This is a genomic window from Hyphomonas johnsonii MHS-2 (genome assembly GCF_000685275.1).
GTDB lineage: Bacteria > Pseudomonadota > Alphaproteobacteria > Caulobacterales > Hyphomonadaceae > Hyphomonas > Hyphomonas johnsonii.
In genome coordinates, this window is record NZ_ARYK01000003.1 from 137368 (window position 1) to 162658 (window position 25291).

At 63.6% G+C, this 25291-nt stretch carries 27 protein-coding genes; 21 read left to right on the top strand and 6 right to left on the bottom strand.

Features of this window, described 5'->3' with window-relative positions; all coding sequences use genetic code 11:
- Positions 1–4: 4 nt before the first annotated feature.
- Positions 5–565 (bottom strand): TadE/TadG family type IV pilus assembly protein, encoded by a 561-nt coding sequence (locus HJO_RS07405; RefSeq protein ID WP_035615631.1) that lies wholly within the window; start codon positions 563–565, stop codon positions 5–7.
- A 107-nt stretch (positions 566–672) separates the two neighbouring features.
- Entirely contained in the window at positions 673–1116 is a 444-nt protein-coding gene (locus HJO_RS07410; protein WP_084141743.1) for a pilus assembly protein N-terminal domain-containing protein, read from the bottom strand.
- A 277-nt stretch (positions 1117–1393) separates the two neighbouring features.
- Between HJO_RS07410 and HJO_RS18150 the strand changes: the two genes are divergently transcribed.
- The 10 genes from HJO_RS18150 to amaB all read left to right on the top strand — a co-directional run bounded on the left by HJO_RS18150 (position 1394) and on the right by amaB (position 12133).
- Positions 1394–1549, top strand: a complete 156-nt coding sequence (locus HJO_RS18150) for a Flp family type IVb pilin (RefSeq protein ID WP_084141746.1) — start codon at positions 1394–1396, stop codon at positions 1547–1549.
- 176 nt (positions 1550–1725) lie between these two features.
- A complete protein-coding gene (locus tag HJO_RS07415; protein WP_035615637.1) occupies positions 1726–2223 on the top strand; it encodes an A24 family peptidase in 498 nt (165 codons plus the stop codon).
- A 116-nt stretch (positions 2224–2339) separates the two neighbouring features.
- Positions 2340–3194, top strand: coding sequence for a Flp pilus assembly protein CpaB (gene cpaB, locus HJO_RS07420; RefSeq protein WP_035615639.1), 855 nt, complete (start codon positions 2340–2342; stop codon positions 3192–3194).
- Positions 3195–3196: 2 nt separating this feature from the next.
- Positions 3197–4762: a type II and III secretion system protein family protein gene (locus HJO_RS07425; protein ID WP_051618391.1), complete on the top strand. Its 1566-nt coding sequence runs from the start codon at positions 3197–3199 to the stop codon at positions 4760–4762.
- 21 nt (positions 4763–4783) lie between these two features.
- Positions 4784–5491, top strand: coding sequence for a CpaD family pilus assembly protein (locus HJO_RS07430; protein WP_162173796.1), 708 nt, complete (start codon positions 4784–4786; stop codon positions 5489–5491).
- Between the two features lie 30 nt (positions 5492–5521).
- Positions 5522–6913, top strand: coding sequence for a CpaE/TadZ family protein (locus tag HJO_RS07435; protein WP_035615641.1), 1392 nt, complete (start codon positions 5522–5524; stop codon positions 6911–6913).
- A 22-nt stretch (positions 6914–6935) separates the two neighbouring features.
- Positions 6936–8429, top strand: a complete 1494-nt coding sequence (locus tag HJO_RS07440; RefSeq protein ID WP_035615644.1) for a TadA family conjugal transfer-associated ATPase — start codon at positions 6936–6938, stop codon at positions 8427–8429.
- 3 nt (positions 8430–8432) lie between these two features.
- Positions 8433–9467 carry a type II secretion system F family protein gene (locus HJO_RS07445; protein WP_241764693.1) on the top strand — a complete coding sequence of 345 codons (1035 nt, stop codon included), beginning with the start codon at positions 8433–8435 and terminating at the stop codon, positions 9465–9467.
- Between the two features lie 11 nt (positions 9468–9478).
- Positions 9479–10510 (top strand): type II secretion system F family protein, encoded by a 1032-nt coding sequence (locus tag HJO_RS07450; RefSeq protein WP_035615647.1) that lies wholly within the window; start codon positions 9479–9481, stop codon positions 10508–10510.
- A gap of 111 nt (positions 10511–10621) precedes the next feature.
- Entirely contained in the window at positions 10622–12133 is a 1512-nt protein-coding gene (gene amaB, locus HJO_RS07455; RefSeq protein ID WP_035615649.1) for an L-piperidine-6-carboxylate dehydrogenase, read from the top strand.
- Positions 12134–12137: 4 nt separating this feature from the next.
- On the opposite strand, the gene HJO_RS17640 is transcribed toward amaB, so the two are convergent.
- Positions 12138–13109 carry a tetratricopeptide repeat protein gene (locus tag HJO_RS17640; protein WP_051618394.1) on the bottom strand — a complete coding sequence of 324 codons (972 nt, stop codon included), beginning with the start codon at positions 13107–13109 and terminating at the stop codon, positions 12138–12140.
- 116 nt (positions 13110–13225) lie between these two features.
- On the opposite strand from HJO_RS17640, the gene HJO_RS07465 reads away from it, so the two are divergent.
- Entirely contained in the window at positions 13226–14590 is a 1365-nt protein-coding gene (locus HJO_RS07465) for a leucyl aminopeptidase family protein (protein ID WP_035615651.1), read from the top strand.
- Here the strand turns inward: HJO_RS07465 and HJO_RS07470 are convergent.
- Positions 14578–15252, bottom strand: coding sequence for a tetratricopeptide repeat protein (locus HJO_RS07470; RefSeq protein ID WP_035615653.1), 675 nt, complete (start codon positions 15250–15252; stop codon positions 14578–14580). The genes HJO_RS07465 and HJO_RS07470 overlap by 13 nt on opposite strands.
- 61 nt (positions 15253–15313) lie before the next feature.
- Here HJO_RS07470 and HJO_RS07475 point away from each other — a divergent pair, with 61 nt between their 5' ends.
- On the top strand, positions 15314–16168 hold the full coding sequence (locus tag HJO_RS07475; RefSeq protein ID WP_035615655.1) for an SDR family oxidoreductase: 855 nt from the start codon (positions 15314–15316) through the stop codon (positions 16166–16168).
- A gap of 30 nt (positions 16169–16198) precedes the next feature.
- Here the strand turns inward: HJO_RS07475 and HJO_RS07480 are convergent, their stop codons facing one another.
- Complete coding sequence (locus HJO_RS07480; RefSeq protein ID WP_156945475.1) at positions 16199–16756, bottom strand: EF-hand domain-containing protein; 558 nt, start codon at positions 16754–16756, stop codon at positions 16199–16201.
- A gap of 289 nt (positions 16757–17045) precedes the next feature.
- Here HJO_RS07480 and HJO_RS07485 point away from each other — a divergent pair, with 289 nt between their 5' ends.
- On the top strand, positions 17046–18767 hold the full coding sequence (locus HJO_RS07485; protein ID WP_035616108.1) for a tetratricopeptide repeat protein: 1722 nt from the start codon (positions 17046–17048) through the stop codon (positions 18765–18767).
- Here HJO_RS07485 and HJO_RS07490 read toward each other — a convergent pair.
- Positions 18764–19522 carry an alpha/beta hydrolase gene (locus HJO_RS07490; RefSeq protein WP_035615659.1) on the bottom strand — a complete coding sequence of 253 codons (759 nt, stop codon included), beginning with the start codon at positions 19520–19522 and terminating at the stop codon, positions 18764–18766. The two genes, HJO_RS07485 and HJO_RS07490, sit on opposite strands and share 4 nt — an antisense overlap.
- Before the next feature lie 58 nt (positions 19523–19580).
- Here HJO_RS07490 and HJO_RS07495 point away from each other — a divergent pair, with 58 nt between their 5' ends.
- The 8 genes from HJO_RS07495 to pheS all read left to right on the top strand — a co-directional run bounded on the left by HJO_RS07495 (position 19581) and on the right by pheS (position 25290).
- On the top strand, positions 19581–20741 hold the full coding sequence (locus HJO_RS07495; RefSeq protein WP_051618395.1) for a glycosyltransferase family 4 protein: 1161 nt from the start codon (positions 19581–19583) through the stop codon (positions 20739–20741).
- Between the two features lie 37 nt (positions 20742–20778).
- A complete protein-coding gene (locus tag HJO_RS07500; protein WP_035615660.1) occupies positions 20779–21795 on the top strand; it encodes a glycosyltransferase family 9 protein in 1017 nt (338 codons plus the stop codon).
- A 97-nt stretch (positions 21796–21892) separates the two neighbouring features.
- A complete protein-coding gene (gene infC, locus HJO_RS07505) occupies positions 21893–22432 on the top strand; it encodes a translation initiation factor IF-3 (RefSeq protein ID WP_084141796.1) in 540 nt (179 codons plus the stop codon).
- Between the two features lie 35 nt (positions 22433–22467).
- A complete protein-coding gene (locus HJO_RS07510) occupies positions 22468–22824 on the top strand; it encodes an I78 family peptidase inhibitor (protein ID WP_162173797.1) in 357 nt (118 codons plus the stop codon).
- 384 nt (positions 22825–23208) lie between these two features.
- Complete coding sequence (locus tag HJO_RS18385; RefSeq protein WP_156945477.1) at positions 23209–23361, top strand: hypothetical protein; 153 nt, start codon at positions 23209–23211, stop codon at positions 23359–23361.
- 122 nt (positions 23362–23483) lie between these two features.
- Positions 23484–23687: a 50S ribosomal protein L35 gene (gene rpmI, locus HJO_RS07515; protein ID WP_034741433.1), complete on the top strand. Its 204-nt coding sequence runs from the start codon at positions 23484–23486 to the stop codon at positions 23685–23687.
- Positions 23688–23728: 41 nt separating this feature from the next.
- On the top strand, positions 23729–24091 hold the full coding sequence (gene rplT / locus HJO_RS07520) for a 50S ribosomal protein L20 (RefSeq protein ID WP_035615665.1): 363 nt from the start codon (positions 23729–23731) through the stop codon (positions 24089–24091).
- Positions 24092–24213: 122 nt separating this feature from the next.
- Positions 24214–25290 carry a phenylalanine--tRNA ligase subunit alpha gene (gene pheS / locus HJO_RS07525; protein ID WP_035615667.1) on the top strand — a complete coding sequence of 359 codons (1077 nt, stop codon included), beginning with the start codon at positions 24214–24216 and terminating at the stop codon, positions 25288–25290.
- Position 25291: the final 1 nt, after the last annotated feature.

Below are 25291 nucleotides of genomic sequence, written 5' to 3' on the forward strand. Positions count from 1 at the left end.
CGTATCAGTCTCCGAACGGTTCATTGCGGAATACGGCATTGGCCTGGAGCAGGCGCCGCGAGCCGGCGAGATTGGCGAGCGGCGCGGAGATGATCGGCGTCAGCAGGTGCCATTCGTAGAAGACGCGAACGGCGACGATGTCGTTCGGCCCGCCAGGCTTGTAGTCGAAACCGGTATCGTCAAAGTTGCCGCTGCCATCAATCGGCAGGTCGATCGCGGTTTCGCTGAAGCCGTTGAGCGCTTTCACGTCAATGTAGAGCTTGGCGTCGCAGTCGATCATGTCGAGCAGCTTGTCGCAGACCGTCTGGCGGAAATTCTGTTCGTTGAAGCCGCTTTCCTGCGCCTGGCCGGTGCGGATCTGGCGGGAGGCTTCGGAGACGGCGTGCTCCAGCACGGTCGACACGATGAAAATGATGCACACTTCCAGGAGCCCGAAAATCAGGAAGAAGAAGGGCACGGCAACCATGGCAAATTCGACCGCAGCCAGACCGCGATGGTCGCTGGCATAGGATCGCCACTTTGCTTTCAGGCGCGGCGAAAGAAGGCCGAAACACGGAATGTTCATTTTAAGCCCCGAGCAGACACGTCAGTCAAGCAACCGGTATAGCAGGCTTGGGTTTGCGGTAAGTTGAAGCCTTTGTTCAAATTTCAACGAAATACGCCGCCGTATTCCTAGTTGCCTTCGTTCAGTGTCTGCAGGCTGCGTTGCTGCGACATCAGGCTTTCGAAATAGGCCGTCTGGTCGCCGGTGCTGATGATCGAACGGCACTCGGGCGCGCAATCATAGGTGAAGCTCTGGCCGGACCGGTTGACGGTCAGGAGATTTGAAGAGTTCACAGTGACAACAACCTCGGTCGAATAGATCTGGTCGCCCGCCTTGTTGAAGATCAGCAGGTTGGTCGTGCCAAAGGATTTTCCTGTGATGAAGATCAGGTGCTCGTCGTGGACAGCGACGTCGGCGACGTTCTTGTTGCCGAGAACAATGCTCGCGGCGTCTCCCTTGATATGTACAGGGACCGTCTTGTTCGCTTCGACAGACAGTTGGCCGGCCATCGCCGGGGCGACCAGCAGGGACCCCGTCAGCGCCATGGCGCACGCTTTTGCGAGTATTCTCATTCGACCAGTCTCCACGTTCGGTTTCGGAATATCTTCTCGCTGAAGAAAGTTGCCCGTTTCCTAACCGGCCAGCCTGGAGCCCGATTTTGACTTTACATATAGGGGGCCAGCCAGACGCGGTGATCGGGCGCTGCCAAGAGTAAACGAATCACTGACCGGCCTTCATGGATTTTCTGTATTCTTTCATCTGATATTGAGAATAACCCTGTAGTTTCAGTCGTGTTCCGGGAAGAAAAACAACTCCGGGGCTTATTCAAATGCATGATGGGAGTTTCCAATGTTTGCACGTTTTCTTAAAGACGAATCCGGCGCCACGGCTATCGAATACGGCCTGATCGCTGCTCTGATCGCAGTCGCTATCATCGGTGGCGTTTCCGCCCTTGGTGACAATGCCAACGCGACGTTCAGCAGCGTTGCTGCCGAAATGGAATAAGATCTGTACGAACCTTCGGGTTCTTGCAGGAAGGCCGCCAGCTCGCTGGCGGCCTTTTTCTTTGCCTGGACCAGGCCCGTCGCCCATGCGCCGGACCGAACCCGGGAAATGTACAAACTTCGTTCAGTCTTTTCAGGCAGGATCACTGTCAGACTTTACCTGAGAGGACGAGACTGATGGTTCTGAATGCTTTCGCCAGCGTATTCCTGGTGCTGTGCCTTTTTGCGGCCGTGCATGACATCAACCGGCTGACCATTCCCAACTGGCTGAACCTGACCATTGCCGTCCTGTTCGTGCCGGCGGCGTTCGCGGCGGGACTGCCGATCGAGATTGTCGGCGGCCACCTGGTTGTCGCCGCCCTTGCCTTCCTTGTGGCCTTCGGCCTGTTCGCGTTCAACATTTTCGGGGGAGGGGATGCCAAGATGATCCCGGCCGTCATGTTGTGGATGGGACCGAACGCGGGGTTCGAATTCGTCATGTACATGGCGCTGGTCGGCGGCCTGTGTGCCGGCGTGGTGCTGATGGTTCGCCGTGCGATGCCGGCCGCTGTCCTGCCGCAAGTGATCCGCGCGCCCTTCGAGGACAATGCCGGCGTTCCCTATGGAGTCGCGATTGCGGCAGGTGCTTTCCTGGCCGGTTCGGGGTCTCCATTCCTTGCCAATTTATTAAGCTAAATCAGCGTTTTTAGTTAATCATGCATTAGGCCCCGTGTGTGAATATCCGACTCGGATGGGGCATTTCATGTGCATTTTCACCCATCACGTATAGTCTTCACAGGGAGAGGCGCCTCATGTCGCCCATGCGTCTGATCATTCTTCTCGGGGCTGCGCTCGCGGCCATGGCTGCCGCCATCCTTGTCCGCAACATGGCGGCACCGACGACCGTCACGCAGACCGTCACGGACACGCAGACCGTCATCAAGGACAAGGAAGTGTCGCAGGTAAAGGTCCTCGTGTCCCGCCGCGACCTGGCGATCGGCGACCGGATCGCAACTGGCGACCTTGAATGGGCGCCCTGGCCGGAAGCGCACGTCGTTGAAGGCTATTCGACCGAGACGGAAAATGCCGATGCGATCGAGAAGCTTGCCGGCAGTGTCGTCCGTATACCCATCTACAATCAGGAACCGATCCTGAAGCAGAAACTGGTCCTGGCAAATGATACCAGCCTGATGGCAGCCCTCCTGGCGCCGGGCATGCGTGCCATTTCCGTCGAGATATCCACCGAATCCGCGTCGGGCGGGTTCATCCTGCCGAATGACAAGGTCGACGTGATCCTGACCCACGAGATCGAAGTCCAGACAGAGCAGGCGATCACGGAACGTGCCGTGACAACGACAATCATCAAGAACGTGCGTGTCCTGGCGATCGACCAGGTCTTCCGCCCTGACGAGAATGGCGGGTCGTCACAGATCGGCAATACCGCGACCCTCGAAGTGTCCGCCAAGGAAGCCGAGCTCGTCGCGCTCTCGCAGCGGATGGGCACACTGTCCCTGTCATTGCGTCCCTGGTCTGATTCGAGCGAGTCGATGGCGCGTGATTCGCGGACCGACATGCTGGAAGTCGGCAATCCTTACGGGTCCGGCCATGGCGGCATCACAATATATAAAAACGGACAGGCGGCCTCCGCCGGCCTTGGGGGAAACTGAGTATGAGCATGTCATACGGGATGAAGGGCGCACTGGCGCTTGCGCTTGTGACTGCGGTGCCATGCATCGCCAGCGCCGCACCGAATGGAATGAATACGAAGATTACTGCGCCGGGCCAGTCGGCGGTGAGCGAGCATGTGACGCTCGGGCTCAGCAAGTCGATGGTCATCGAGCTTGATTCCCCGGCGGCCGACGTCGTTATTACAGACCCGAAAATCGCTGACGCGGTGGTCCAGACCTCCGAGCGGATCATCTTCCGCGGCGTGTCCATCGGCCAGACGAATGCCTTCGTGTTCGACCGCAACGGCAACCAGCTGCTCAACCTCGAGATCAGCGTCGAAGTCGACATGACCGGCCTGCACCAGCTGATCGAACGGCACGTGCCGGGCGCACGCATCAATGTCGAAGGCGTCAATGGCAACGTCCTGATCACGGGTGTTGTTGACGACCTCTCCCAGTCCGACCAGGTCTCGCGGCTGGTATCGGCCTACCTGAGCGCCGACGACGACACGCAGGTCGTCAACATGGTGCAGATTGCCGCCAAGGACCAGGTCATGCTGGAAGTGCGCATCGTCGAGATGCAGCGCACGGCGATCAAGCAACTCGGGATCAATCTCAGCGGTACACCGGGCTTCGGCGACTTCGCCAAGTTGGTGGAACAGCAGCTCTTTACGCCGAATGCGGACGGTGTTCTCGTCGATGCCGATATAAAAGCCCTTCTTCCAGGTCAGCCGCAGACATTTGCCGGCGCGATCGGAACGTCCAACAGCTTTGGCATCCAGGGGCGTTCGCTCGGCGGCTTCAACGGCGGCCTGACCTATTCGAACTATGTCGGCAAGGACCTGCAGACGTCCTTCGGTGCGACCATTGATGCGCTCGAGCGCATCGGGATCATCAAGACGCTGGCGGAACCAAACATCGTCGCGATGTCGGGGGAGAGCGCGAAATTCCTTGCCGGGGGCGAATTCCCGGTGCCGGTCGGCCAGGACAATAATGGCCGCGTGACAATCGAATTCAAACCCTACGGCGTTGGGCTCGGGTTTACGCCCGTGGTCCTGTCGGAAGGCCGCATCTCGCTGAAAGTATCCACCGAAGTGTCGGAACTGACCAACCAGGGCGCGTTCCAGGGCGCGACCCAGTCCGCTGTCGATTCGAACGGCAACGTGGTCCAGGTGCAGGGCATCACGATCCCGGCCCTGACGGTTCGCCGCGCCGAATCGGTGATTGAACTGCCATCGGGCGGGTCGATGATGATGGCCGGGCTGATCCAGTCCAAGTCACGCCAGACACTGGACCAGATCCCGGGCCTCAAGAAACTGCCGGTACTCGGCGCGCTGTTCCAGTCGCGCGACTTCCTGCAGGACGAATCGGAACTTGTCGTGATCGTGACGCCTTACCTGGTCGATCCGACCCAGAAGAACCAGTTGCGCACTCCGGCAGATGGCTATGCCAACGCCTCGGATGCCAAGACGATCTTCTTTGGCAAGCTGAATGAACAATACGGCAAGGACGGCGCGCCCGTCGATGCCCAGGATTACCGCGCCCCAGTGGGCTTTATCGAAGAGTAGGGGACCCCTCGGATGAACCGCATGATGAAACCGACTTCCATGCTCCTGGCAGCAGCAGGCCTGGGTATTGCCAGCCTGACCGGTTGTGCCAGCACCGCGTCGACGAAGCTGCCGCCGGTTTACCTGCAAGGCACCGTGCTCGACAATCACCAGATTGGTGTGTCGAAGCGGACGGAATTCCTCGAGATTGCCATCAGCCCGGTGGCGAGCGAGATCACGCTCAAGGACCGTCAGCAGATCGCCGATTTTGTCACGCTCTATCGCAAACGCGGTCACGGGCCGTTGATCATGTCGCTGCCGGAATCCAGCGCCAACCCGCAACTGGCGGTTTCGGCAGTCGCGACCGCGCGGGAAATCGCCTGGCAGAACGGCGTGGAATATGACGAGATTGCCGGTAGCAGCCATGGTGAAGGATCGACCGTATCCGAACCGCTGCTGATGGCATTCCAAGTCTATGACGCTGTCGCGCCGGACTGCAAGCCGCTGTCGGAATACGATTATTCCGACGTCAGCTCGAACAATGAATCGCCGGAACTCGGCTGCGCGGTACGCACCAACCTGGCAGCGATGATCGCCGATCCGGCCGACCTGTTGGGACAGCGCAAGCTGGACGCCGCCGACGGCCCACGCCGTGCCGTCATTCTTGAGAAATTCCGGAACGGTGAAGCAACCGCATCGACGCGCGGCCGTGACGAGTCGGGTGCAGTATCACAGGCAGTCGGCAACTAGCCTGCCTGCGGAACAAAGGACGAGAGTATTATGTCGAACGAGAAAGCGCTTTTCGAGGACGATTTCAACGCAGATTTCGAGGACGTGTTCGCCGAGGATCCAGCCATGGATGTGGTTGAAGAGCCTGCGAATGACGACCTTGGCGGGCCTGTCGCCGGCCTGATGGATGATCTTGCCCAGAAGACGGTCCAGACCGAGCAGCCGATCTTTTCGATGCAGGACGACCAGGGTGGTGACGCGCCGCTGCCAGCCATCTCGATCAAGATGTTCTACGAACGCGAAGAAACCCACCAGCTGATGGATATCTGTGCGCGTGACCGCCGGATGGGCCGCGCGACCGTGGAGTCCATTCCCGGCGGTATCCCCGCCGCGATCACCTTCATGCAGAACAATCCGACGCCCAACCTGCTGATCATTGAATCCACGGCGTCTGCCGACCAGATCCTGCGCGAGATCGACGCGCTTGCCGAGCATTGCGACGAGAGTGTCCAGGTCATGGTTGCCGGCGCGGTCAACGACATCAAGCTGTATCGCCAGCTGGTCGCGCGCGGCGTCAGCGAGTACCTCGTGCCGCCCTACCAGCCACTTCAGGTCATCCGTTCGATCTCGAACCTCTTCGTTGACCCCGACCGGCCGTTTGTCGGCAAGCAGATCGCCGTGATCGGCGCAAAGGGCGGGGTAGGGTCGTCGACGATCGCCCACAACCTGTCCTGGGCGCTGGCGGAGAATGCCCGGGTCAACACGACGCTCGTGGACCTCGACCTGTCCTTCGGCACGACCGCGCTCGACTTCAACCAGGACACGCCGCAGACGATTGCCGACGCGCTGCTCGCACCGGAACGTGCGGATGATGCCGTGATCGAGCGCCTGCTTGCCAAGGCGACCGACCGCTTGTCGCTGTTCACGGCGCCTGCCTCGATCAACCAGATCATGGATATCCCGGACGAAGCCTTCACCACGGTTATCGAGGCGGTGCGCCGCAACGTGCCCTACATGGTGCTGGACCTGCCGCACAGCTGGAGCCGCTGGGTGCAGCGCACGCTGGTGGCCTCCGACGAAGTGATCATCGTCTGCCAGCCTGATCTCGCCTCGCTGCGCAACGGCAAGAACTTCATCGACCAGCTGAAGGGCCAGCGCCCGAACGACAATGCCCCGCGCCTCGTGCTGAACATGAGCGGTGTGCCGAAGCGGCCAGAAATTCCGGTCAAGGACTTCGCGGCTGCCATCGGCGTGGAGCCGGAAATCATCCTGCCATTCGAGCCGGAACTGTTCGGCACCGCCGCCAATAACGGACAGATGATCTCCGAAACGGACGCGACGTCGCGCTCGTCACTCGCCATCGACCACCTCGCATCGGTCCTGACCGGCCGGTCTGTTGCGCAACCTTCCAAGTCTTTCTTCAAGAAGCTGCTCAGCAAGTAAATTCAACGGAAAGAGCCCATAAATGGCCTTCGGGAAACGTTCAGGACTATCAGACACTGCAACCCCGGCACCGGCGCCCCGACCGGCCGCGCCGGTCGTCCAGGCGCGCCCGCAGGCGGCCAAGCCGAAAGTTCCTGACCCTGTCGCCGTGAAGGGCGCACCCAAGCCACCTGCGTCCAAGCCGGTGAAGGTTGCGGCGCCCGAGATCAAGCCGGAACCGGTTCGCAAGGTGAACCAGCAGTCCGAGCAGTATTACGCAACGAAGACAACGATCTTCAACGCATTGATCGACACGATCGACCTGTCACAGCTGGCTCAGCTGGATGCCGACAGCGCGCGCGAGGAAATCCGCGACATCGTGGTCGAGATCATCAGCATCAAGAATGTTGTGATGTCGATTTCCGAGCAGGAACAGCTGCTCGACGATATCTGTAACGACGTGCTCGGCTATGGCCCGCTGGAGCCTCTGCTTGCCCGCGACGACATCGCCGACATCATGGTCAATGGCGCCGACACGACCTATATCGAGGTCAACGGCAAGATCGAGCGGACCAATATCCGCTTCCGCGACAATGCGCAGCTGATGAACATCTGCCAGCGCATCGTCAGCCAGGTCGGCCGCCGGGTCGATGAAAGCTCGCCGATCTGTGACGCCCGCCTGCTGGACGGCTCGCGTGTCAACGTGATCGCGCCGCCCCTGGCCATCGACGGGCCTACACTCACCATTCGTAAGTTCAAGAAGGACAAGCTGCAGCTGCAGGATCTCGTGAATTTCGGGTCCATCAGCGAAGCGGGCGCCGAGATGCTGCGCATCATCGGCCATTCGCGCTGCAACGTCCTGATCTCCGGCGGTACCGGTTCGGGCAAGACGACGCTTCTCAACTGCCTGACCGCGTTCATTGAACCGGGCGAACGCGTTATCACCTGCGAAGACTCTGCCGAACTCCAGCTCCAGCAGCCGCACGTCGTGCGCCTTGAAACCCGCCCGCCGAACATTGAGGGCTCGGGCGAGGTGACGATGCGTGAACTGGTCAAGAACTGCCTGCGTATGCGTCCGGAACGGATCATCGTGGGCGAGGTTCGCGGACCGGAAGCATTCGACCTGCTGCAGGCCATGAACACCGGTCACGATGGCTCGATGGGCACGCTGCACGCCAACAGCCCGCGCGAAGCCCTCAGCCGTGTGGAATCCATGATCACGATGGGCGGCTTCTCGCTGCCCGCCAAGACCATCCGCGAAATGATTGTCGGCTCGATCGACATCGTCGTCCAGGCCTCGCGCCTGCGTGACGGTTCGCGCCGCATCATGTGCGTCACCGAGGTGATGGGCATGGAAGGCGACACGATCGTCCTTCAGGACGTGATGAAGTTCGAAATGGATGGCGAGGACGAGAACGGCAAGATCATCGGGTCTCATCGTGGCACCGGCGTCGGGCGTCCGCGCTTCTGGGAACGGGCATCCTACTACAATCTGGAACGCGAGCTGGCAGCCGCCCTCGACGCACTTGGGTCCTGATCAATGAACAGTGACATGATGATCTATGCGATCGCTGGCCTCGCTTTCCTGGCGCTGGCCGGTATCGGCCTGGCGTTCACGGCAGGTGACAATGATGCGGCCAAGAAGCGGGCCAAGGCGATTGGCGCGGGAACATCGGTCAACGGCAAGGGACGCGGCGGCAAGGTTGTCGACGAGAACGTCAAGCGCCGGGCGAAGACGCAGGAAATGCTCGACAACCTGCGCAAGCATGACAAGGAACGCCGCAAGTCCATCGCGCCGCGCGACATCTCTTCCAAGCTGTCCCAGGCCGGCCTTGACCTGCCGGTCTCTGTGTTCTGGATCGGGTCGGCTGTTCTCGGTGTTGCCTGTGCCGTGCTCGTCTACATGTCCGGGGCCGACGGCCTTGTCATCAGCGGCATCTCGCTGAAAAGCAAGCCGGTCTTGATTGCGGGTGGGTTCATTGCAGGCAGTCTCGGCCTGCCGCGGTTCGTGCTGGGATTCCTGACGGCCGGTCGCCACAAGAAGCTGATCAACCAGTTTGCCGACGGCCTCGACATCATCGTGCGTGGTGTGAAGTCCGGCCTGCCGCTCAACGAATGTATCCGCATCATCGCCAAGGAAAGCCCCGACCCGCTGCGCTCGGAATTCAAGTCACTGGCCGACAACCTGTCCATGGGCGCCGGGCTCGACCGGTCGCTGAACGCGCTCTACAAGCGCATGCCGCTGCAGGAAGTGAACTTCTTCGTCATCGTGTTGATGATCCAGTCCAAGGCAGGGGGCAACCTGTCGGAAGCCCTGGGCAACCTGTCCATCGTCATCCGCTCGCGCAAGATGATGCGGGAAAAGGTGAAGGCGCTGTCGTCCGAGGCCAAGGCATCAGCCATGATCATCGGCAGCCTGCCGTTCGCGGTGGCGGTCATGGTCTTCCTCACCACGCCTGAATACATCATGCAGCTGTTCACGACCGAAACCGGTCACGTGATCCTGGCAATGGCTTTCGGCCTGATGGCGACGGGTATCATGACGATGCGCAAAATGATCAACTTCGACATGTAGGGTGACGGACGATGTATGACTTTCTTCTCTCCTTCTCCCGTCCGGATACGCTGGCGGCCTATCTCGTGGCGGGCGCCGTGTTCGGCACCTTTGTCACCGTGTTCCTGCCCTATCTCAAAGGCGACAAGCTGGAGACACGCCTGAAGGCGGTGTCGAACCAGCGCGAAAAGCTCCGCAAGCAGAGCCGCGCAACGCTCGAAAACAAGGGCCTGCGCCGCGAAGACAAGAGCATGATGGGCAACATCTCGTCCAAGCTCAATCTCGCCAAGGCGCTTGAGGATCCGAACGTTGTCAAGCTGCTGAACCAGGCTGGCCTGCGCGGGCCGGGGCCGATTTCGGCGTTCTATTTCGCCCGGATGGCGCTGCCATTCGTCGGCCTGGTGCTGACCTTCGTCTATATCTTCTTCGTCAATGATCACGGCTTCAACCCGGTCATGAAATACGGCTCGCTCGCCTTCGGGGCCGCTGCCGGCTTCTATGCGCCGAACATGTACGTGTCGAACCTCGCCGCCAAGCGCCAGAAGTCGATCATGCGGGCGTTCCCGGACGCACTCGACATGCTGCTGATCTGCGTCGAGGCCGGCATGTCGATCGAACTCGGCTTCAACAAGGTCAGCCAGGAGATCGGAACCGCGTCGCCGGAACTGGCCGAAGAGTTCGGCCTGACGGTTGCGGAACTCTCCTACCTGCCGGATCGCCGGCAGGCCTATGACAATCTCGCCGGCCGCACCGGGCATGAAGGCGTCAAGGCCGTCTGCATGGCGCTGTCACAGGCTGAACGCTACGGTACGCCGCTGGGCAGCGCGCTGCGCGTGATGGCCAAGGAAAACCGCGAAATGCGCATGTCGGAAGCCGAGAAGAAAGCGGCCGCCCTGCCGGCCAAGCTGACCGTTCCGATGATCCTGTTCTTCCTTCCGGTCCTCTTCCTCGTCGTGCTCGGCCCTGCCTATATCCAGTACCAGTCGATGCAGAAGGGCAATGAAGCCGCCCCGGCATTGAGCAGCGAAGCACCGCAGAAAATACGCAGCGGCCATCACGCCTGACGCCAGCTGACCGACCCCGTGACAAAGCCCGCCCGCCAATCGGCTGGCGGGCTTTTTCCATCTTTCCGTCAAGGGTTTCGTCCGGCTTCCTGACGCGCTACATCGCTGGCCATGATACTCATCAGCACAACACATGAATTGCTGCGCGGCCTCGGCGTTGACGGCGCACGCCTGACCGGTGGCCGCCTGCAGGTCCACACGCCGCTGACCGGCGAATGCCTCGCCGAACTGCACACGACCAGCAAGGACGCCGCGACCGCGCAGATCGACCGCGCCGCGGCGGCGTTCCGTTCCTGGCGCACCGTGCCGGCGCCGAGGCGGGGCGAACTCGTCCGCCTGCTTGGCGAGGAATTGCGGCTGGCCAAGCCCGCGCTGGCGCGTCTCATCACCATCGAGGCCGGCAAGATACCGAGCGAAGGGGCAGGCGAAGTCCAGGAGATGATCGATATCTGCGATTTCGCGACCGGCCTGTCGCGGCAGTTGCACGGCCTGACGATTTCGAGTGAACGGCCCGGCCACCGGATGATGGAGACCTGGCATCCGGCGGGTGTGGTCGGTGTGATTTCGGCGTTCAATTTCCCGGTGGCGGTCTGGGCGTGGAATGTCACGCTGGCCCTGGTGTGCGGTGACCCGGTGATCTGGAAGCCGTCGGAAAAGACGCCGCTGACGGCGCTCGCCTGCATGGCCATCCTGGACAAGGCGCTCGCGCGGTTCGGCGATGCGCCGGAGGGGCTTGCCGGCTGCCTGATTGGCGATGCCACCATTGGCGAAGTGCTGGTCGACCACACGGCGGTCGCGGTTGTGTCGGCGACAGGCTCGACGCGGATGGGGCGCGCTGTGGGGCCGAAGCTGGCCGGCCGTTTCGCGCGTGCGATCCTCGAGCTTGGCGGGAACAATGCCGCGATTGTCTGTCCGTCCGCCGATCCGGACCTGGCGCTGCGCGGGGTGGCGTTTTCCGCAATGGGCACGGCCGGGCAGAGGTGCACCAGCCTGCGGCGCCTGTTCGTGCAGGAGTCCGTGCATGACGCCTTCCTTGACAGGCTGGGCGCGGTCTACCGATCAGTGAAAGTCGGCAATCCGCTGGAGGATGACGTGCTGGTCGGGCCGCTGATCGACAAGGCCGCCTATGATGCGATGCAGGCGGCGCTGGCCGACGCCAGCGCACGCGGCGGCACGGTGACCGGTGGCGAGCGGATCCTGACCGGTGATGACGACGCCTATTATGTCCGGCCCGCTCTGGTCGCCATGCCGCAGCAGGCCGGGCCTGTGCTGACCGAGACGTTCGCACCGATCCTCTACGTCATGCGCTACCAGACGCTGGATGAAGCGATTGCGCTGCAAAATGCAGTCGGGGCAGGGCTGTCATCAGCGATCTTCACGACCGACCTGCGCGAAGCCGAACGGTTCCTGTCGGCGGCCGGATCGGACTGCGGCATCGCCAACGTGAATATCGGCACGTCGGGCGCCGAGATCGGTGGCGCGTTCGGCGGCGAGAAGGAAACCGGCGGCGGGCGCGAGTCCGGTTCCGACGCGTGGAAGGCCTATATGCGCCGGGCAACCAACACGGTGAATTATTCCAGCGAGCTGCCACTGGCGCAGGGCGTCAGTTTCGACATCGACTGAACGCCTAGTAGGTCGACTTGCGCAGGCGCAGGCCGGTCCCTGACGTTTCTTCCTGTGGCGCGCCGGTCAGCCCGATCGGTTCATCGCTGACCGCAACTGTGGCTGCGGCGACAGGCGCATCTTCGGGCGGTGTCGCGGGCTGGGTGAGGGCCGGCTGCGGCGGCAGTTCACCGACTTGCGCGCGCGCGGCGAGGGCTTCCCATGTCCGGTTCGGCTGGACCATTTCGCGGAGCAATTCGACATTCTGCTCGACAATGCCTTGCGGCGCTCCGGGCCCGCTGGCGGATTTCATCTCGTCATACTTGCCCTGCAGGCCAAGGACGAGTGCGAGGTTCTCGCGCACCTGCGTTGTGGCGTCCGGCTGGTCGCTGGCGAGTCTCAGCTTTGCCTCGGCGCCAGCAAGGTCGCCGGACAGGGCGAGCGAGAGGCCGTAATTTGCCAGCGTGCTGGTGCGGGCAGGGTCGATGGCGAGGGCATGGTCATAGGCATCCTGCGCTTCGACGTGGCGATCCAGCCTGTCGAGCGCGGTCCCGAGGCCGGCCCAGGCGTCTGCGCGCGTCGGCTCCAGCCTGGTAACCTGGAAATAGGCCTGCGCGGCGGCGGCGTAGTCCTGCTCGGTCGACAGGGCGCGGGCGATCAGCAGCAACAGTTCAGGCTCGTTCGGGTGGACGACCATGACCTGGGACAGGACATCAATGGCGCGCTTGTCGCTGCCGATGTCGCGCAGGGCATTCGCGAATGCGAGGGCGGTGGCCAGGTTTTCCGGGTTCTTGGCGTGTTCCTTGGCCCAGAAATTGGCCTTGGTGAGGGGATCGGCGCGGTTTGCCGCCTCGACTTCCTCGGGCGGCGCGGGCTTGGTGGCTTCCGCCATGGCAAGTTGCAATTCTTCTTCCGGCGTCGGCTTGCTCGCGCAGGACGCCAGAGTCACCGAAATGGCGAGCGCGAGGGCCGCCAGTGACGTTTTGGCTCTGGACATGGGCAGGCTCCAAGTATGTATCAGGGACTATCTGGCCTGAGTCTGACCCGGTCGGGTCAAGGTTCGGTTAACAAAACGGCCCGCCCGATTAACAATCTGCCCGGAGAGGCACCCGAATGCACAAGAGTTTCACCCCCAGCGCCGCATCGCCGGCCGAGATCCACCTGTACACGGCGCAGGAATTCGAAGGATTGACGGCCGATCCGTTCAAGGGGGCCCGGGCCATTGCGGCCGGGCAGGCCTTCGTGGCGAGCGCCGGGCAGGCCGTCCTGGTTTCCGGCGAAGACGGCGCGCTGGCGCATATCCTGTTCGGCCTTGGCAATGGCAGGGATGCGCTCGGCGTTGCAGCGCTGGCAGCGCGGTTGCCGGAGGGCGACTATACGATTGCCCGGCCGAGTGGTCTCGGCTTTGCCGACATTGCCGCTGGATGGGCCGACGGGGCCTACCGGTTCGACCGCTATCTCAAGGAGCAGGCCGCGCCGCCCCGGCTGGTCATCCCGGCCGGTGAAGACGGCGAGGCCCTGTCGCGCGAGGCGGACGCGATTGCGCACCTGCGCGACCTCGTCAACACACCCGCCAGCGACATGGGGCCACCCGCGCTGGAGGCGGAGGTCGCTGCGATGGCTGACCGGTTCGGCGCCCGCCTCACGGTGGTGACCGGTGACGCCCTGCTGGCAGAAAACTATCCGATGGTGCACGCGGTCGGGAAGGCAGCGACCTTCGCCCCGCGCTTCCTGGAACTCGAATGGGGCGATGCGGCCCATCCGGAGCTGGCCCTGGTCGGCAAGGGCGTGACGTTCGATTCCGGCGGCCTGAACATCAAGGGTGGCGACGGCATGCGGATCATGAAGAAGGACATGGGCGGCGCCGCGCACGCAATCGCGATGGCGGAACTGATCATGGGTGCGGGCCTGAAGGTTCACCTCAAGCTGTATGTCCCGGCGGTCGAGAACGCGATTGCGGGCAATGCCTTCCGGCCGGGCGACATCCTGTCCAGCCGCAAGGGCCTGACGGTCGAGATCGACAATACGGACGCCGAGGGGCGGCTGATCCTGGCCGATGCGCTGGCGCGGGCGAGCGAAGGCGATCCCGACCTGCTGCTGGACTTCGCGACGCTGACCGGTGCCGCGCGGGTGGCGCTGGGACCGGATCTTGCGCCGCTCTATACCGATGACGAGGCGCTGGCGGAGGCGGTGCTGGCCGGCTCAAAAACGAGTGGTGACCCGGTATGGCGCATGCCGCTCTGGGATCCCTACCTTGCCGACCTCAAGAGCCCGATTGCCGATCTGGTCAATTCCGGGGGCCGGTTCGCCGGATCAATCACGGCGGCGCTGTTCCTGAAACAGTTCGTGTCGGCCCGGAGCTGGGCGCACTTCGACGTCTGGGCCTGGCGCAAGGGCAAGTATGGCCGTCCCGAAGGCGGCGCGGCCTGTGGCCTGCGTGCAGTCTGGGCGATGCTGCAGACGCGCTATTCCGGCTGAGGCGGGATCTGGCGGACTTCCGACAGGCGGATCGCTTCACGCACGCGGCCACGCAGGACCAGCGTGTCGATATTGGCCGGCTCGGCGGCGAGGGAGGCCTTCACGTCGCTGAGGGCAAGGTCGAGCTCGCCGGTATTGAGCAGGGCCTCGGCGCGCAGCTGGTGGGCTGCGGGGTGGCCGGGCGACAGTTCGAGGGCCGCATCGAGATCGGCCTTGGCCCGTTCCCAGTCTTCCAGCATCAGGCGGGCGCTGGCCCGGTCGATCAGCAGGTCCGGGTCGTCAGGCTGGATCTTCAGCGCATTGGTCAGGGTGACGACAGCCGCTTCGGGCGCGCCGGCGACCAGCCAGGCATTGCCGGCCTGGGTGAGATAGAGGGCCCGTTGCTGCAGCGTGCCGCCGTCGGACGCATTGGCCAGTTCTTCAAGCCGCGCTGCGCCTTCAGCCTCCTGCCCGAGGGCGATCAGGGCGAGGGCGACGCATTGGCGTGAGCCGGGCCGGTTGCCCTCGAAATTCCAGGCCAGGGCGTCTTCATAGGCTTCTTCGGGATCTTCATCGATGCGGGCGATGCAGGCTTCGAGATGATCGGCTTCGCGGGCGGCGAATTCGGCACTGGCGCTTTGCAGCAAGGCGTAGGACGCCGCTGCGAGGGCAAGGATAGACATGGAAATTCAACTCCCGAACCTGTAGGCGTTCCAATAGTCACAAGTGGGAGACCGGTTGCAAATGACAGTTCCGCCATCTCTGCTTTTTGTTTTCGGCATGGGCTATTCCGCCCGCAGGCTGGCCACGCGGCTGGTGCCGGACGGGTGGCAGGTCGTGGGAACGACCCGGCGCAGCACCGGCAACCTCGGGGCGGGGGTGGAGGCCGTGCAGTGGGGCGGCGAGGCGGTGGTGGAGCCGCCATCCGGCGCCCACTGGCTGGTAACCGTCCCGCCGGACGCAGGCGGATGCCCCGCCGCCCGCGCAGCGGGGGCATCCGCGCAGGCGGCCGCGTCCGTCACCTACCTGTCGACGACCGGGGTGTATGGCGACCTTGGTGGCGGCTGGGCGATGGAGTGGAGCCCGGTCAATCCGGTGTCCGATCGGGCGAAGGCAAGGCAGCTGGCCGAGCGGCAATGGCTGGAGGCGACCGACGGGCGCGCGCGGCTGGTGCGCCTGCCGGGTATTTACGGGCCGGGCCGGTCACCCTTTGCGCGGCTGCGGGAGGGAACCGCGACCCGGGTGGTGAAGCCGGGCCAGGTGTTCAGCCGGGTTCATGTCGACGATATCGCCAGTGGCCTCGTGGCGCTGATGGCCAGGCCTGACGCACACGGCGTGTTCCATCTCTGCGATGATGAACCGGCGCCGCCACAGGACGTGACGGCCTTCGCCGCCGAATTGCTGGGCGTTACCCCGCCGCCGGAAACCGATTTCGGGACAGCGGACCTCAGCCCGATGGCACGCAGCTTCTATGCCGAATGCAAGCGGGTCTCCAACGCGCGGACCAAGGCGGCGCTGGGCTGGCGGCCGGAATTTCCGACCTACCGGGACGGCCTGAGAGCCGTGCTGGCTGAGGAAAGCCAGGCCGCCGCGATCTGAGACGGCCTGGGGGAGCGGGCCCTGGCGCGTTCAGCGCGGAGGCCGGCGGCCGTCGCCCCGGCCTTCACCGCCACCCGAGGCCCTGCCGCTGCCCTGGGACTGGGCACGCGCCGGGGCGTCGATCAGCATCTCGGCCCGGGTGAGCCGGAGGTCATGGTCCCTGTCGAGCTGGGCGAACTCACTGGTGAGGCGGTTGCGGAACTCGACTTCGGACACCTGCCCGTCAAAGTTGGCGTCGAAGGCAATATGGTTGGGAAGGGCGTCGGCATCGCCCAGCGCGTAGACGGACCATTCGGCGAGCGAAAGGGCCGAGACGCCTGAACGGCCCCGGACATTGAAGCCTTTCCAGTCCTGCGCGATTCCGAGGGCCAGCTCGGCCTCGTCGATGACATGGTTCTGGTCCCGGTCCATGCCGGCAAAAAGCAGGGCAACGGGGCGGGCAATCTTGCCGCCCTGGACGCTGGCACCTGCGGTGCGAGGAGGGGTGCCATCGCGGGGCGGCTGGCGAGAGGACGCGCAGCCTGTGACGAGGACCAGGGTGGCAAGGCATGCGCCTGCTGCCACGAAGCGGGAGTGGGGGAGAGTCATTGCGGAATAGCCCTTCAAGCCTGTTTATGTCCGGCTTGAACGTGCGCGAGCGAATGATCCGTCGGCCGCTAACCGACTTGTAATGGAAAAGGTCTCGCCGGGCGGAACAAGCGCGCCGGTTGCGTGATCAATCGCGCGACTTCTGCCGTGGGCTGACCGGTCTGGCGGCGAGAAATCGCCGGAACGCGATTTTGGCGCCCCGGGCGCGCGGAAGTGTGCTATAGGCGCCGGATCAAAGATCGGGAGCTGCACCCGACCGGTGCCGGTCCCGCAAAAAAAGGGGACGGAAATGACCAGCAGACACCTTCTCGTGGCTGCCAGCGCGATTGCGCTGGCCAGTTGCACGCACTTCAATCCACCATCCGCGCCGGAGACTGTGGCCGAAGCCGCTGCGCCTGCAGCGCCTGCACCCGCGGCGGTCGACGTGGCGACGGTCGCCGGGGCGCCGCTGTTCGACGGCATGGGCGATTTCCATCGCGAGATCACGACGACGAGTGCCGACGCGCAGAAGTATTTCGACCAGGGCATGGTGCTGGCCTTCGGGTTCAACCATGCCGAGTCGATCCGCTCGTTCCGGGCGGCGCAGAAACTCGATCCGGCCTGTGCCATGTGCTACTGGGGGGAAGCGCTTGCGACCGGCCCCAACATCAATGTGACCAGCAAGGGCAAGGCGATCATGTCTGACGCGGACCGCGCGGCAGCGTTCGCAGCGATCACCAAGGCACAGGCCCTGAAGGGGAGTGCCGGCGCGGACGAGCAGGCGCTGATCGATGCGCTGGCGACGCGCTACAATGGGGACCCGTCGACACCGCGCGAACCGCTGGACGTGGCCTATGCAGAGGCGATGGGGCAGTACGTCGCCGACCATCCGGGCGATTACGATGCCGAGGCGATGTATGCCGAAGCGTGGATGAACACGATGCCGTGGAATTACTGGTCAGCCGACGGAGAGCCGAAACCGGAAACGGTGAAGGTGATTGCGGCGCTGGAAGACATCATTGCGAACGCGCCGGAGCATCCGCTGGCGCTGCACCTGTACATCCATGCGGTGGAAGCCTCGCAGGACCCGGGCCGGGCCGAGGACGAGGCCGACCGGCTGGCGAACCTGGTGCCGGCGTCAGGCCATCTGGTGCACATGCCGGCGCACATCTATTGGCGTGTCGGGCGGTATGACGATGCAGTGAAGGCGAATATCCGGGCCGCGAAGGTCGATGAGGACTATATCGCCCAGTGCAATGCGCAGGGCTTCTATCCGGCGCTGTACTATCCGCACAATATCCACTTCCTGTGGGCGGCTGCCAGCATGTCGGGCCAGGAGACGATGGCGATCGAGTCAGCGCAGAAAGTGGCCGACAATGTCCACCTGGAGCAGATCGAGCAGTTCCCGACCGTGGAATTCTTCAAGACCATCCCGGTGCTGGCCAATGTGCAGTTCGGCAAATGGAACACCATCCTGGCGATGGACGCCCCGCCGGAGACGCTCGATTTTTCCAATGCCATCCACCATTATGCCCGCGGCGTGGCCCTTGCCCGGACCGGTGACACGGACGGCGCCACGACAGAGCGCGAGGCGCTGGCAGGCCTGAAAGACAGCGTGCAGATCAACTTCCTCGATACGGCGGATTATCCGGCCAGCACGCTGCTGACCATTGCAGATGAATTGCTGCAGGGCGAGATCGCGTCGGCGCGGAACCTGCCGGTGACGGCGATCACGCATTTTGCCAGTGCGGTCGAAGCCCAGGATTCGCTGCCCTATACCGAGCCGCCATTCTGGTATTACCCGACGCGGCAATCGCTGGGTGAGGCGCATATCCAGGCCGGGCAGTTCGAGGCGGCCGAAGCGGTCTACCGCGCGGACCTTGTCCAATACCCGCGCAATGGCTGGTCGATGTCGGGCCTCGCCAAGGCGCTGGATGCGCAGGGCAAGACGCTGGAGGCCGACAAGGTGCGCGAACAGTTCGCCATTGTCTGGCGCAATTCGAACGTGACACTGGACGGGTCGCGGCTCTAGGCGCCGAGCGTTCGGGCGATTTCGCCACAGGTCGCGAGCAGGCGGGCAATGTCCTGCTCGCGGCTGAGGCGATGGTCGCCATCCTTGATCAGGGTGAAGGTGAGGTCGTCTGACGTCATCGTGCCGACCAGCCGGAAGGCATGGGCGTAGGGCACGTCGGGGTCCTGCATGCCCTGGAGGATTCGCACCGGGCCGGGGAAGGGGATCGGTGCATCGAGGACCTGCCATTGGCGGCCATCCTCGATCAGCGCCTGGGTGATCTTGTAGGGCTCGCCATAATCGGACGGGCGCAGCGTGAAGCCGATGTCGCGGATCTCGGCCTGCGCCTCCGGCGCGAATTCGGGCCACATCAGCTTTTGCGTGAAGTCGGGTGCCGGGGCGATCAGCACGAGGCCCTTGACGCGGGCGGGCCTGGCGGTGGCGGCAAGGATTGCCAGCCAGCCGCCCATGCTGGAGCCGACAAGCACGAGCGGGCCTTCGGTGAGGCTGTCGATGGCGGCCAGCGTATCGGCGCGCCACTGGCTGACCGTGCCGTCCTCGAAGGCGCCGGCGGACTCGCCGTGACCGGAATAGTCGAAGGCGAGAAAACCGTAACCGGCCTGATTCGCCCAGGCTTCGACGCGCTTCACTTTCGTGCCCGTCATGTCGGACTTGAATCCCGACAGCCAGACGAACGTCAGTTTGCCGGGACTGGCGTCATTGCGACGATAAGCGAGGCGGCGGCCCTCCGGGCTGGTGAAATTGGACGTTGTCATCCTCCTTCCGTTCCTCCATCTGTTTCGCCTGTCAAGCGAGCGAGGGGTGAGAGCGGCCTTGGACGATTTCCCGGACCTGACCGGCAAGACGATCTTGCAGGTTGCACCAGAACTCTCAGCCGGCGGCGTTGAGCGCACCGTGCTGGACATGACCGAAGCGATTGTCGCGGCTGGCGGCCGGGCCCTGCTGGCCAGCCGGGGCGGACGGCTGGAGGACGAATTCGCGGCGCTGGGCGGCGAACTCTTCCCGATGAACGCCAAGTCGAAGAACCCGCTGGTGCTGAAGCTCAATGCGGCAAAACTGAAGAACCTGATCTTCCGGGAAGGCGTCGACCTGATCCATGCGCGGTCGCGGGCGCCGGCCTGGAGCGCCTATTGGGCCGCAAAGGGCAGGGGCCTGCCATTCGTGACGACGTATCACGGGGCCTATTCGGGCACGACGAAGCTGAAGCGGCGCTACAATTCGGTGATGGCGCGCGGCGACATCGTGATTGCCAATTCCAACTGGATCGCGGCGCATGTGCAGGCCGAACACGGGCTGGCCGCCGACAGGATCGTCACCATCCCGCGCGGTGTCGACCTGTCGAAATTCGACCCTGTGCTGGTGCCACCGTCGCGGATCGAGGCGGTACGGGCCCGCTGGGGCCTTGCCGGTGACCCGCGCCTGACGCTGTTCCTGCCGGGGCGCCTGACCGAATGGAAGGGCCAGTTGCTGGTGATCGAGGCGATCGCCCTGATGGCCATGCAGGAGCAGAAGGGCCTGGTCGTGGTCATGGCCGGCGATCCGCAGGGCCGGGCGGGTTATGTGACCCAGCTGGAGGATGCGATCCTGGCGCACAAGCTGGGGGGGACAGTGATCCTGGCCGAGCACGAGCGCGACATGCCGGCGGCATGCCTTGCGGCCGACATCGTGCTGATGCCGTCCGTCCGGCCGGAAGCGTTCGGGCGGGTGGCGGCCGAAGCGTCCGCGATGGGCCGGCCGGTGATCGTCTCCGACCATGGCGGCGGGCGTGAAACGGTGATCGAGGGCGAGACAGGCGCGCGGGCCGAGCCGGGCAATCCGGCGGCGCTGGCAGGCGCGATCCGGGCGCTGGTTGCGATCGGGCCGGATGCACGGGCCGGCATGGGCAAGGCGGGCCAGGCCTTTGTCAGTGCGCATTTCTCCAAGCGGGGGCTTCAGGCGGCAACGCTTCATGTCTATAAGCGTCTGTTACGGTAGGGATTGTCACACGGGAATGGCGAAGCCAGAGACTCTCATGAGCCCGGTCAACCCGGGCGCGAGCGCCAAGGAAGTGCTGATCATCAAGCTCAGCGCGCTGGGGGACTTTGTCCTGGCGCTGGGTGCCATGAAGGCGGTGCGCGAGACGCACCCGTCGGCGCGGATCACCTTGCTGACGACGCCCTTCTTCGAGGAGTTCGGCAAGCTGTGTCCCTATATCGACCGGGTCGAGACGGACGGGCGCCCGGAGGGCATGAAGGCCACGGCGGCGCTGATCCAGCGCATCCGCCGGTCCAATTACGACATCATCTACGATTTCCAGACCAGCGGGCGGACCAGGAACTATTTCACCGCGCTGAGCCGTTCGGGCAAGGCACCGCTCTGGTCGGGCCATCACGAGAAGGCGGCCTTTTTCCACGACAATGCCGACCGCGGGAAAATGCACTCGATCGACCGGCTGGCCGAACAGCTGGAAGTGGCGGGCGTGGCCCCGGAAGGGCGGTGGCTGGGCACCAGCGCGCCCTTCCCGGACCTGTCATGGGTGCGCCACAAGATCGGCGACACGCCGCGCCTGCAGCCGGCCTATTTCTCGCTGTCGGAACCCTACATGCTGCTGATCCCGGGGGCGTCGGCGCACCGGGAAGCGAAACGCTGGCCGGAAGAGAACTATGCCGAACTGGCAACGCGGATCGCCGATGCCGGGATCACGCCGGTGATCATCGGCGGCAAGGCGGAAGGCCCGCTGGCGCAGGAGATCGTCCGCCGAGAACCGCGCGTCAAGAGCCTGGTGACCCGCACCGACCTGTTCCAGATCGTGACGCTGGCCGAGAAGGCGCTGTTCGTTGTCGGCAATGATACCGGGCCGATGCACATGGCGACGCTGGCCGGCGCGCCGGGCATCGCGCTCTTTGCCCTGACGGAAAGCGATCCGGACCATTCGGCCCCGCGCGGACCGAAACAGCCGGTCATCATCAACTCGGCGCCGACCCTGAAAGAGCTCAGTGTCGACGACGTCTGGCAGTCGGTCAGGGCGCTTGGGCTGTTGCCCGCTTGACTTCTTTCCCGTTAGCGCACAACCGAAGCGCCTTGTGGAAAAGGCCAACCACTGGCATATTCGCAAAGCCTCTAAACAGCCACAAAGGAGTCAGGCCATAGCTCGTAGACCAGAACAGGGTGGACCACCGAAACAGGTAGGACCCCGTATCAATGAAGATATTATCGCCGCAAAGGTTCTCCTGATTGATGAGAACGGCGAAAAACAGGGTGTGATGCCTTTCGATGCGGCCCTTGATGCGGCGCGCGCGGTGAGCATGGACCTTGTGGAAGTTTCCCCTGACCAGGAAGTGCCGGTCGTGAAAATTCTCGACTACGGCAAGCTGCGCTTCGAAGAGCGCAAGAAGAAAGCTGCGGCCAAGAAGAAGCAGCGTTCCAGCGAGCTCAAGGAAATCAAGATGCGTCCGAACATCGACACGCATGACTATGAGGTCAAGGCGCGCGCGATGCAGCGGTTCTTCGAAGACGGCGACAAGGTGAAGGTCACCCTGCGCTTCCGTGGACGGGAAATGGCGCACCAGCATCTTGGCATGCAATTGCTCGAGCGGGTGAAGGCCCAGTTCGAGGAGACGACGAAGGTGGAAACCGAACCGAAACTGGAAGGCCGCCAGATGACGATGGTCCTGGCGCCGCGATGAAGTTTGTCGGGGGGCTGCTTCTCGGAGCCGTGTTGATGGTTTCGGCCTGTACGGCCGCTGACACCAGTGACGACATCCCGGCGGCGGCCCCGCCGGTGGCGACCGAGCCAGCCGCGGCCCCCGTCACGGCCCAGCCCGAAGAGGCCCCGATGGCGGACGACCGCGAAGTGAAAACCGAAATGGATGCCCTCGACCGCGTCAACGACACGTGCGGCCTGGATGCCTTCAAGCCGTATCTCGGCAAGAAGGCTGCCGACATCCCGCCGGAACTGGTGCCCGACACGGCCCGTATCGTGACGCCAAGCTCGCAGGTGACGATGGATTATGTGGCCAGCCGCGTGAACATCCTGACCAAGGAAGACGGCACCGTGATCGGCCTGAAGTGCGGCTGAGCCAGACTGCCAAAAGAAGCAGCACGAGAAACCGGACGGGCATTTGCCCTCCGGTTTTTTTGTGTGTGGCGGGCGGAGGGCCGAGGGGCCGCATCGCACAACATGATCACACGGCAAACTCAGGGTCGCGTACCCTGGCCCTCCGCTGCCGGGGCTTTCGCCCCCATGCCGGCCGGGGGGAAACCGGCCGCCATGACAGGTGCATGATGCCGCAGGTTCGGGGCCGGTCGGACAAGGTTTGCGGGATCTCAGGCATGGCGGGCCATCCCCGGCCGTTCCGTCATGGAGAGACGCGCGCATTGCCCCCGGCGCAGGTGGTCCGGGCAGCTGACCGGGCCTGAAATCCTGCCAGTGTGCGATATTCAACCGCAGCGAGGCAGACCGATGGACATCGCCTTCATTCTCGCGATTCTGTTCCTTCCGGTCTTCATCTGGCGCGCGTGGGTCGGGCTGGGCATGCCGAAACGGCGGGCCGAGCGGCAGGCGCGGCGTCACGCGGTCGAAAAACGCCTGCAATCTGAACAGAAGACGTCTTGATTCTCTGCCCCTGATCCGTCATAAGCCGCCTCTTCCGAGTGGTGCGGGCGAACGGCATGCCCCTCTGCTCATGAACCGACCAAGGGCCGCCCCAGGGCGTGAGCTCGTACAAGGAGACGAAAATGCCGAAGATGAAGACCAAGAAAGCCGCTGCGAAGCGGTTCAAGATCACGGCCACCGGGAAACTCAAGCACGGTGTGGTGGGCAAGCGCCACCGCCTGATGAGCCACAATGCCAAGTACATCCGTCAGAACCGGGGCACGAAAGTCGCCTCGAGCGCGGATGTTGCGCGCGTCATGAAGAAGTTCCTGCCGTACGGCCTTTAGGCTTTCCCGTTTTTCCCCCGATCTTGACTTAGGAGGCTTCCATGCCCCGTTCACGTAACAAAGTGCCGGCCCACGCCCGCCACAAGAAAATCATCAAAGCTGCCAAGGGTTTCCGCGCCCGCCGCAAGAATACGTTCACCAATGCCCACGCTGCTGTGTGGAAAGCCGGCGAATACGCCTATGTCGGCCGCAAGGTGAAAAAGCGGAAGTTCCGCTCGCTCTGGATCCAGCGTATCAACGCTGCCGTGCGCATCCATGATGACGAGCTGACATACAGCCGCTTCATCGACGGCCTGACCAAGGCCGGTGTCGAAGTCGACCGCAAGGTCATGTCCGACCTCGCGATCCGCGAACCGGAAGCATTTGGCGTGCTGGTCAAGCAGGCGAAAGCCGCGCTCGCCTAGGCTGCACCCGATTGCTGCACAATGGAGAGCCCGGCCCGCAAAGCCGGGCTTTTCCTTTTGGCGTTTGCATGATGACCCGAAGCGACTAGAAAGCGCGCAGAATCCCAAGAGAGGCTGAAACCTTGTCTGATATCAAAACGATAGAGAAAGAGGCCCTTGCGGCGATCCAGGCTGCGCCGAGCCTCGAAGCGCTGGACGCCGTGCGGGTGGCCGAGCTGGGCAAGAAGGGGCGTGTGTCCGGCCTGATGAGCGGCCTTGGCAAGATGACGCCGGACGAGCGCAAGGAAAACGGGCCGAAGCTGAACGCGCTGAAAGTGGCGGTGGACGAGGCGGTCCGCGCCCGCAAGGCACAGCTGGAGGCCGAAGCGCTGGAAGCGCAGCTGGCGACCGAGACCATCGACCTGACGCTGCCGCCCGCGCCCGGCCCGCGCACCGGCACGCTGCACCCAGTGATGCAGGTTTTCGAGGAGATCGCGGCAATCTTCGGCGACATGGGCTTCACCGTGGCCGAGGGCCCGGACATTGAAGACGACTGGCACAATTTCACTGCACTGAACTTTCCCGAGGGCCACCCGGCGCGCGAGACGCACGACACGTTCTTCATGGACGCGCCCGAAGGCGGCACGCCGAAAGTGCTGCGTACGCATACGAGCCCGGTGCAGATCCGTACCATGATGAGCGAGAAGCCGCCGATCCGCATTCTCGTGCCGGGGCGCGTCTATCGCAATGACTGGGATGCGACGCATACGCCGATGTTCCACCAGGTCGAGGGCCTGGTGATCGAGAAGGGCATCCATATGGGCCACCTGAAGGGCTGCCTGATCGATTTCGTGAAGGCCTTCTTCGAAGTGGACGACGTGGTGTCGCGGTTCCGTCCGCACTTCTTCCCGTTCACCGAACCGTCGGCCGAAATGGACGTGCAGTGCGAACGCTCCGGCGGCATTGTCGAAGTGGGCAAGGGCACCGACTGGCTGGAAGTGCTGGGCTGCGGCATGGTGCACCCGAACGTGCTGCGCAATTGCGGGCTGGACCCGGCCGAGCACCAGGGCTTTGCCTTCGGCATGGGCGTCGATCGCCTGGCCATGCTGAAATACGGCATGCCGGACCTGCGCCCCTATTTTGAGGCCGACCCGCAATGGACACGCCATTACGGGTTCGCGCCGTGGACAACGCCGTCGGTCAGCGGCGGATTGAGCTAGG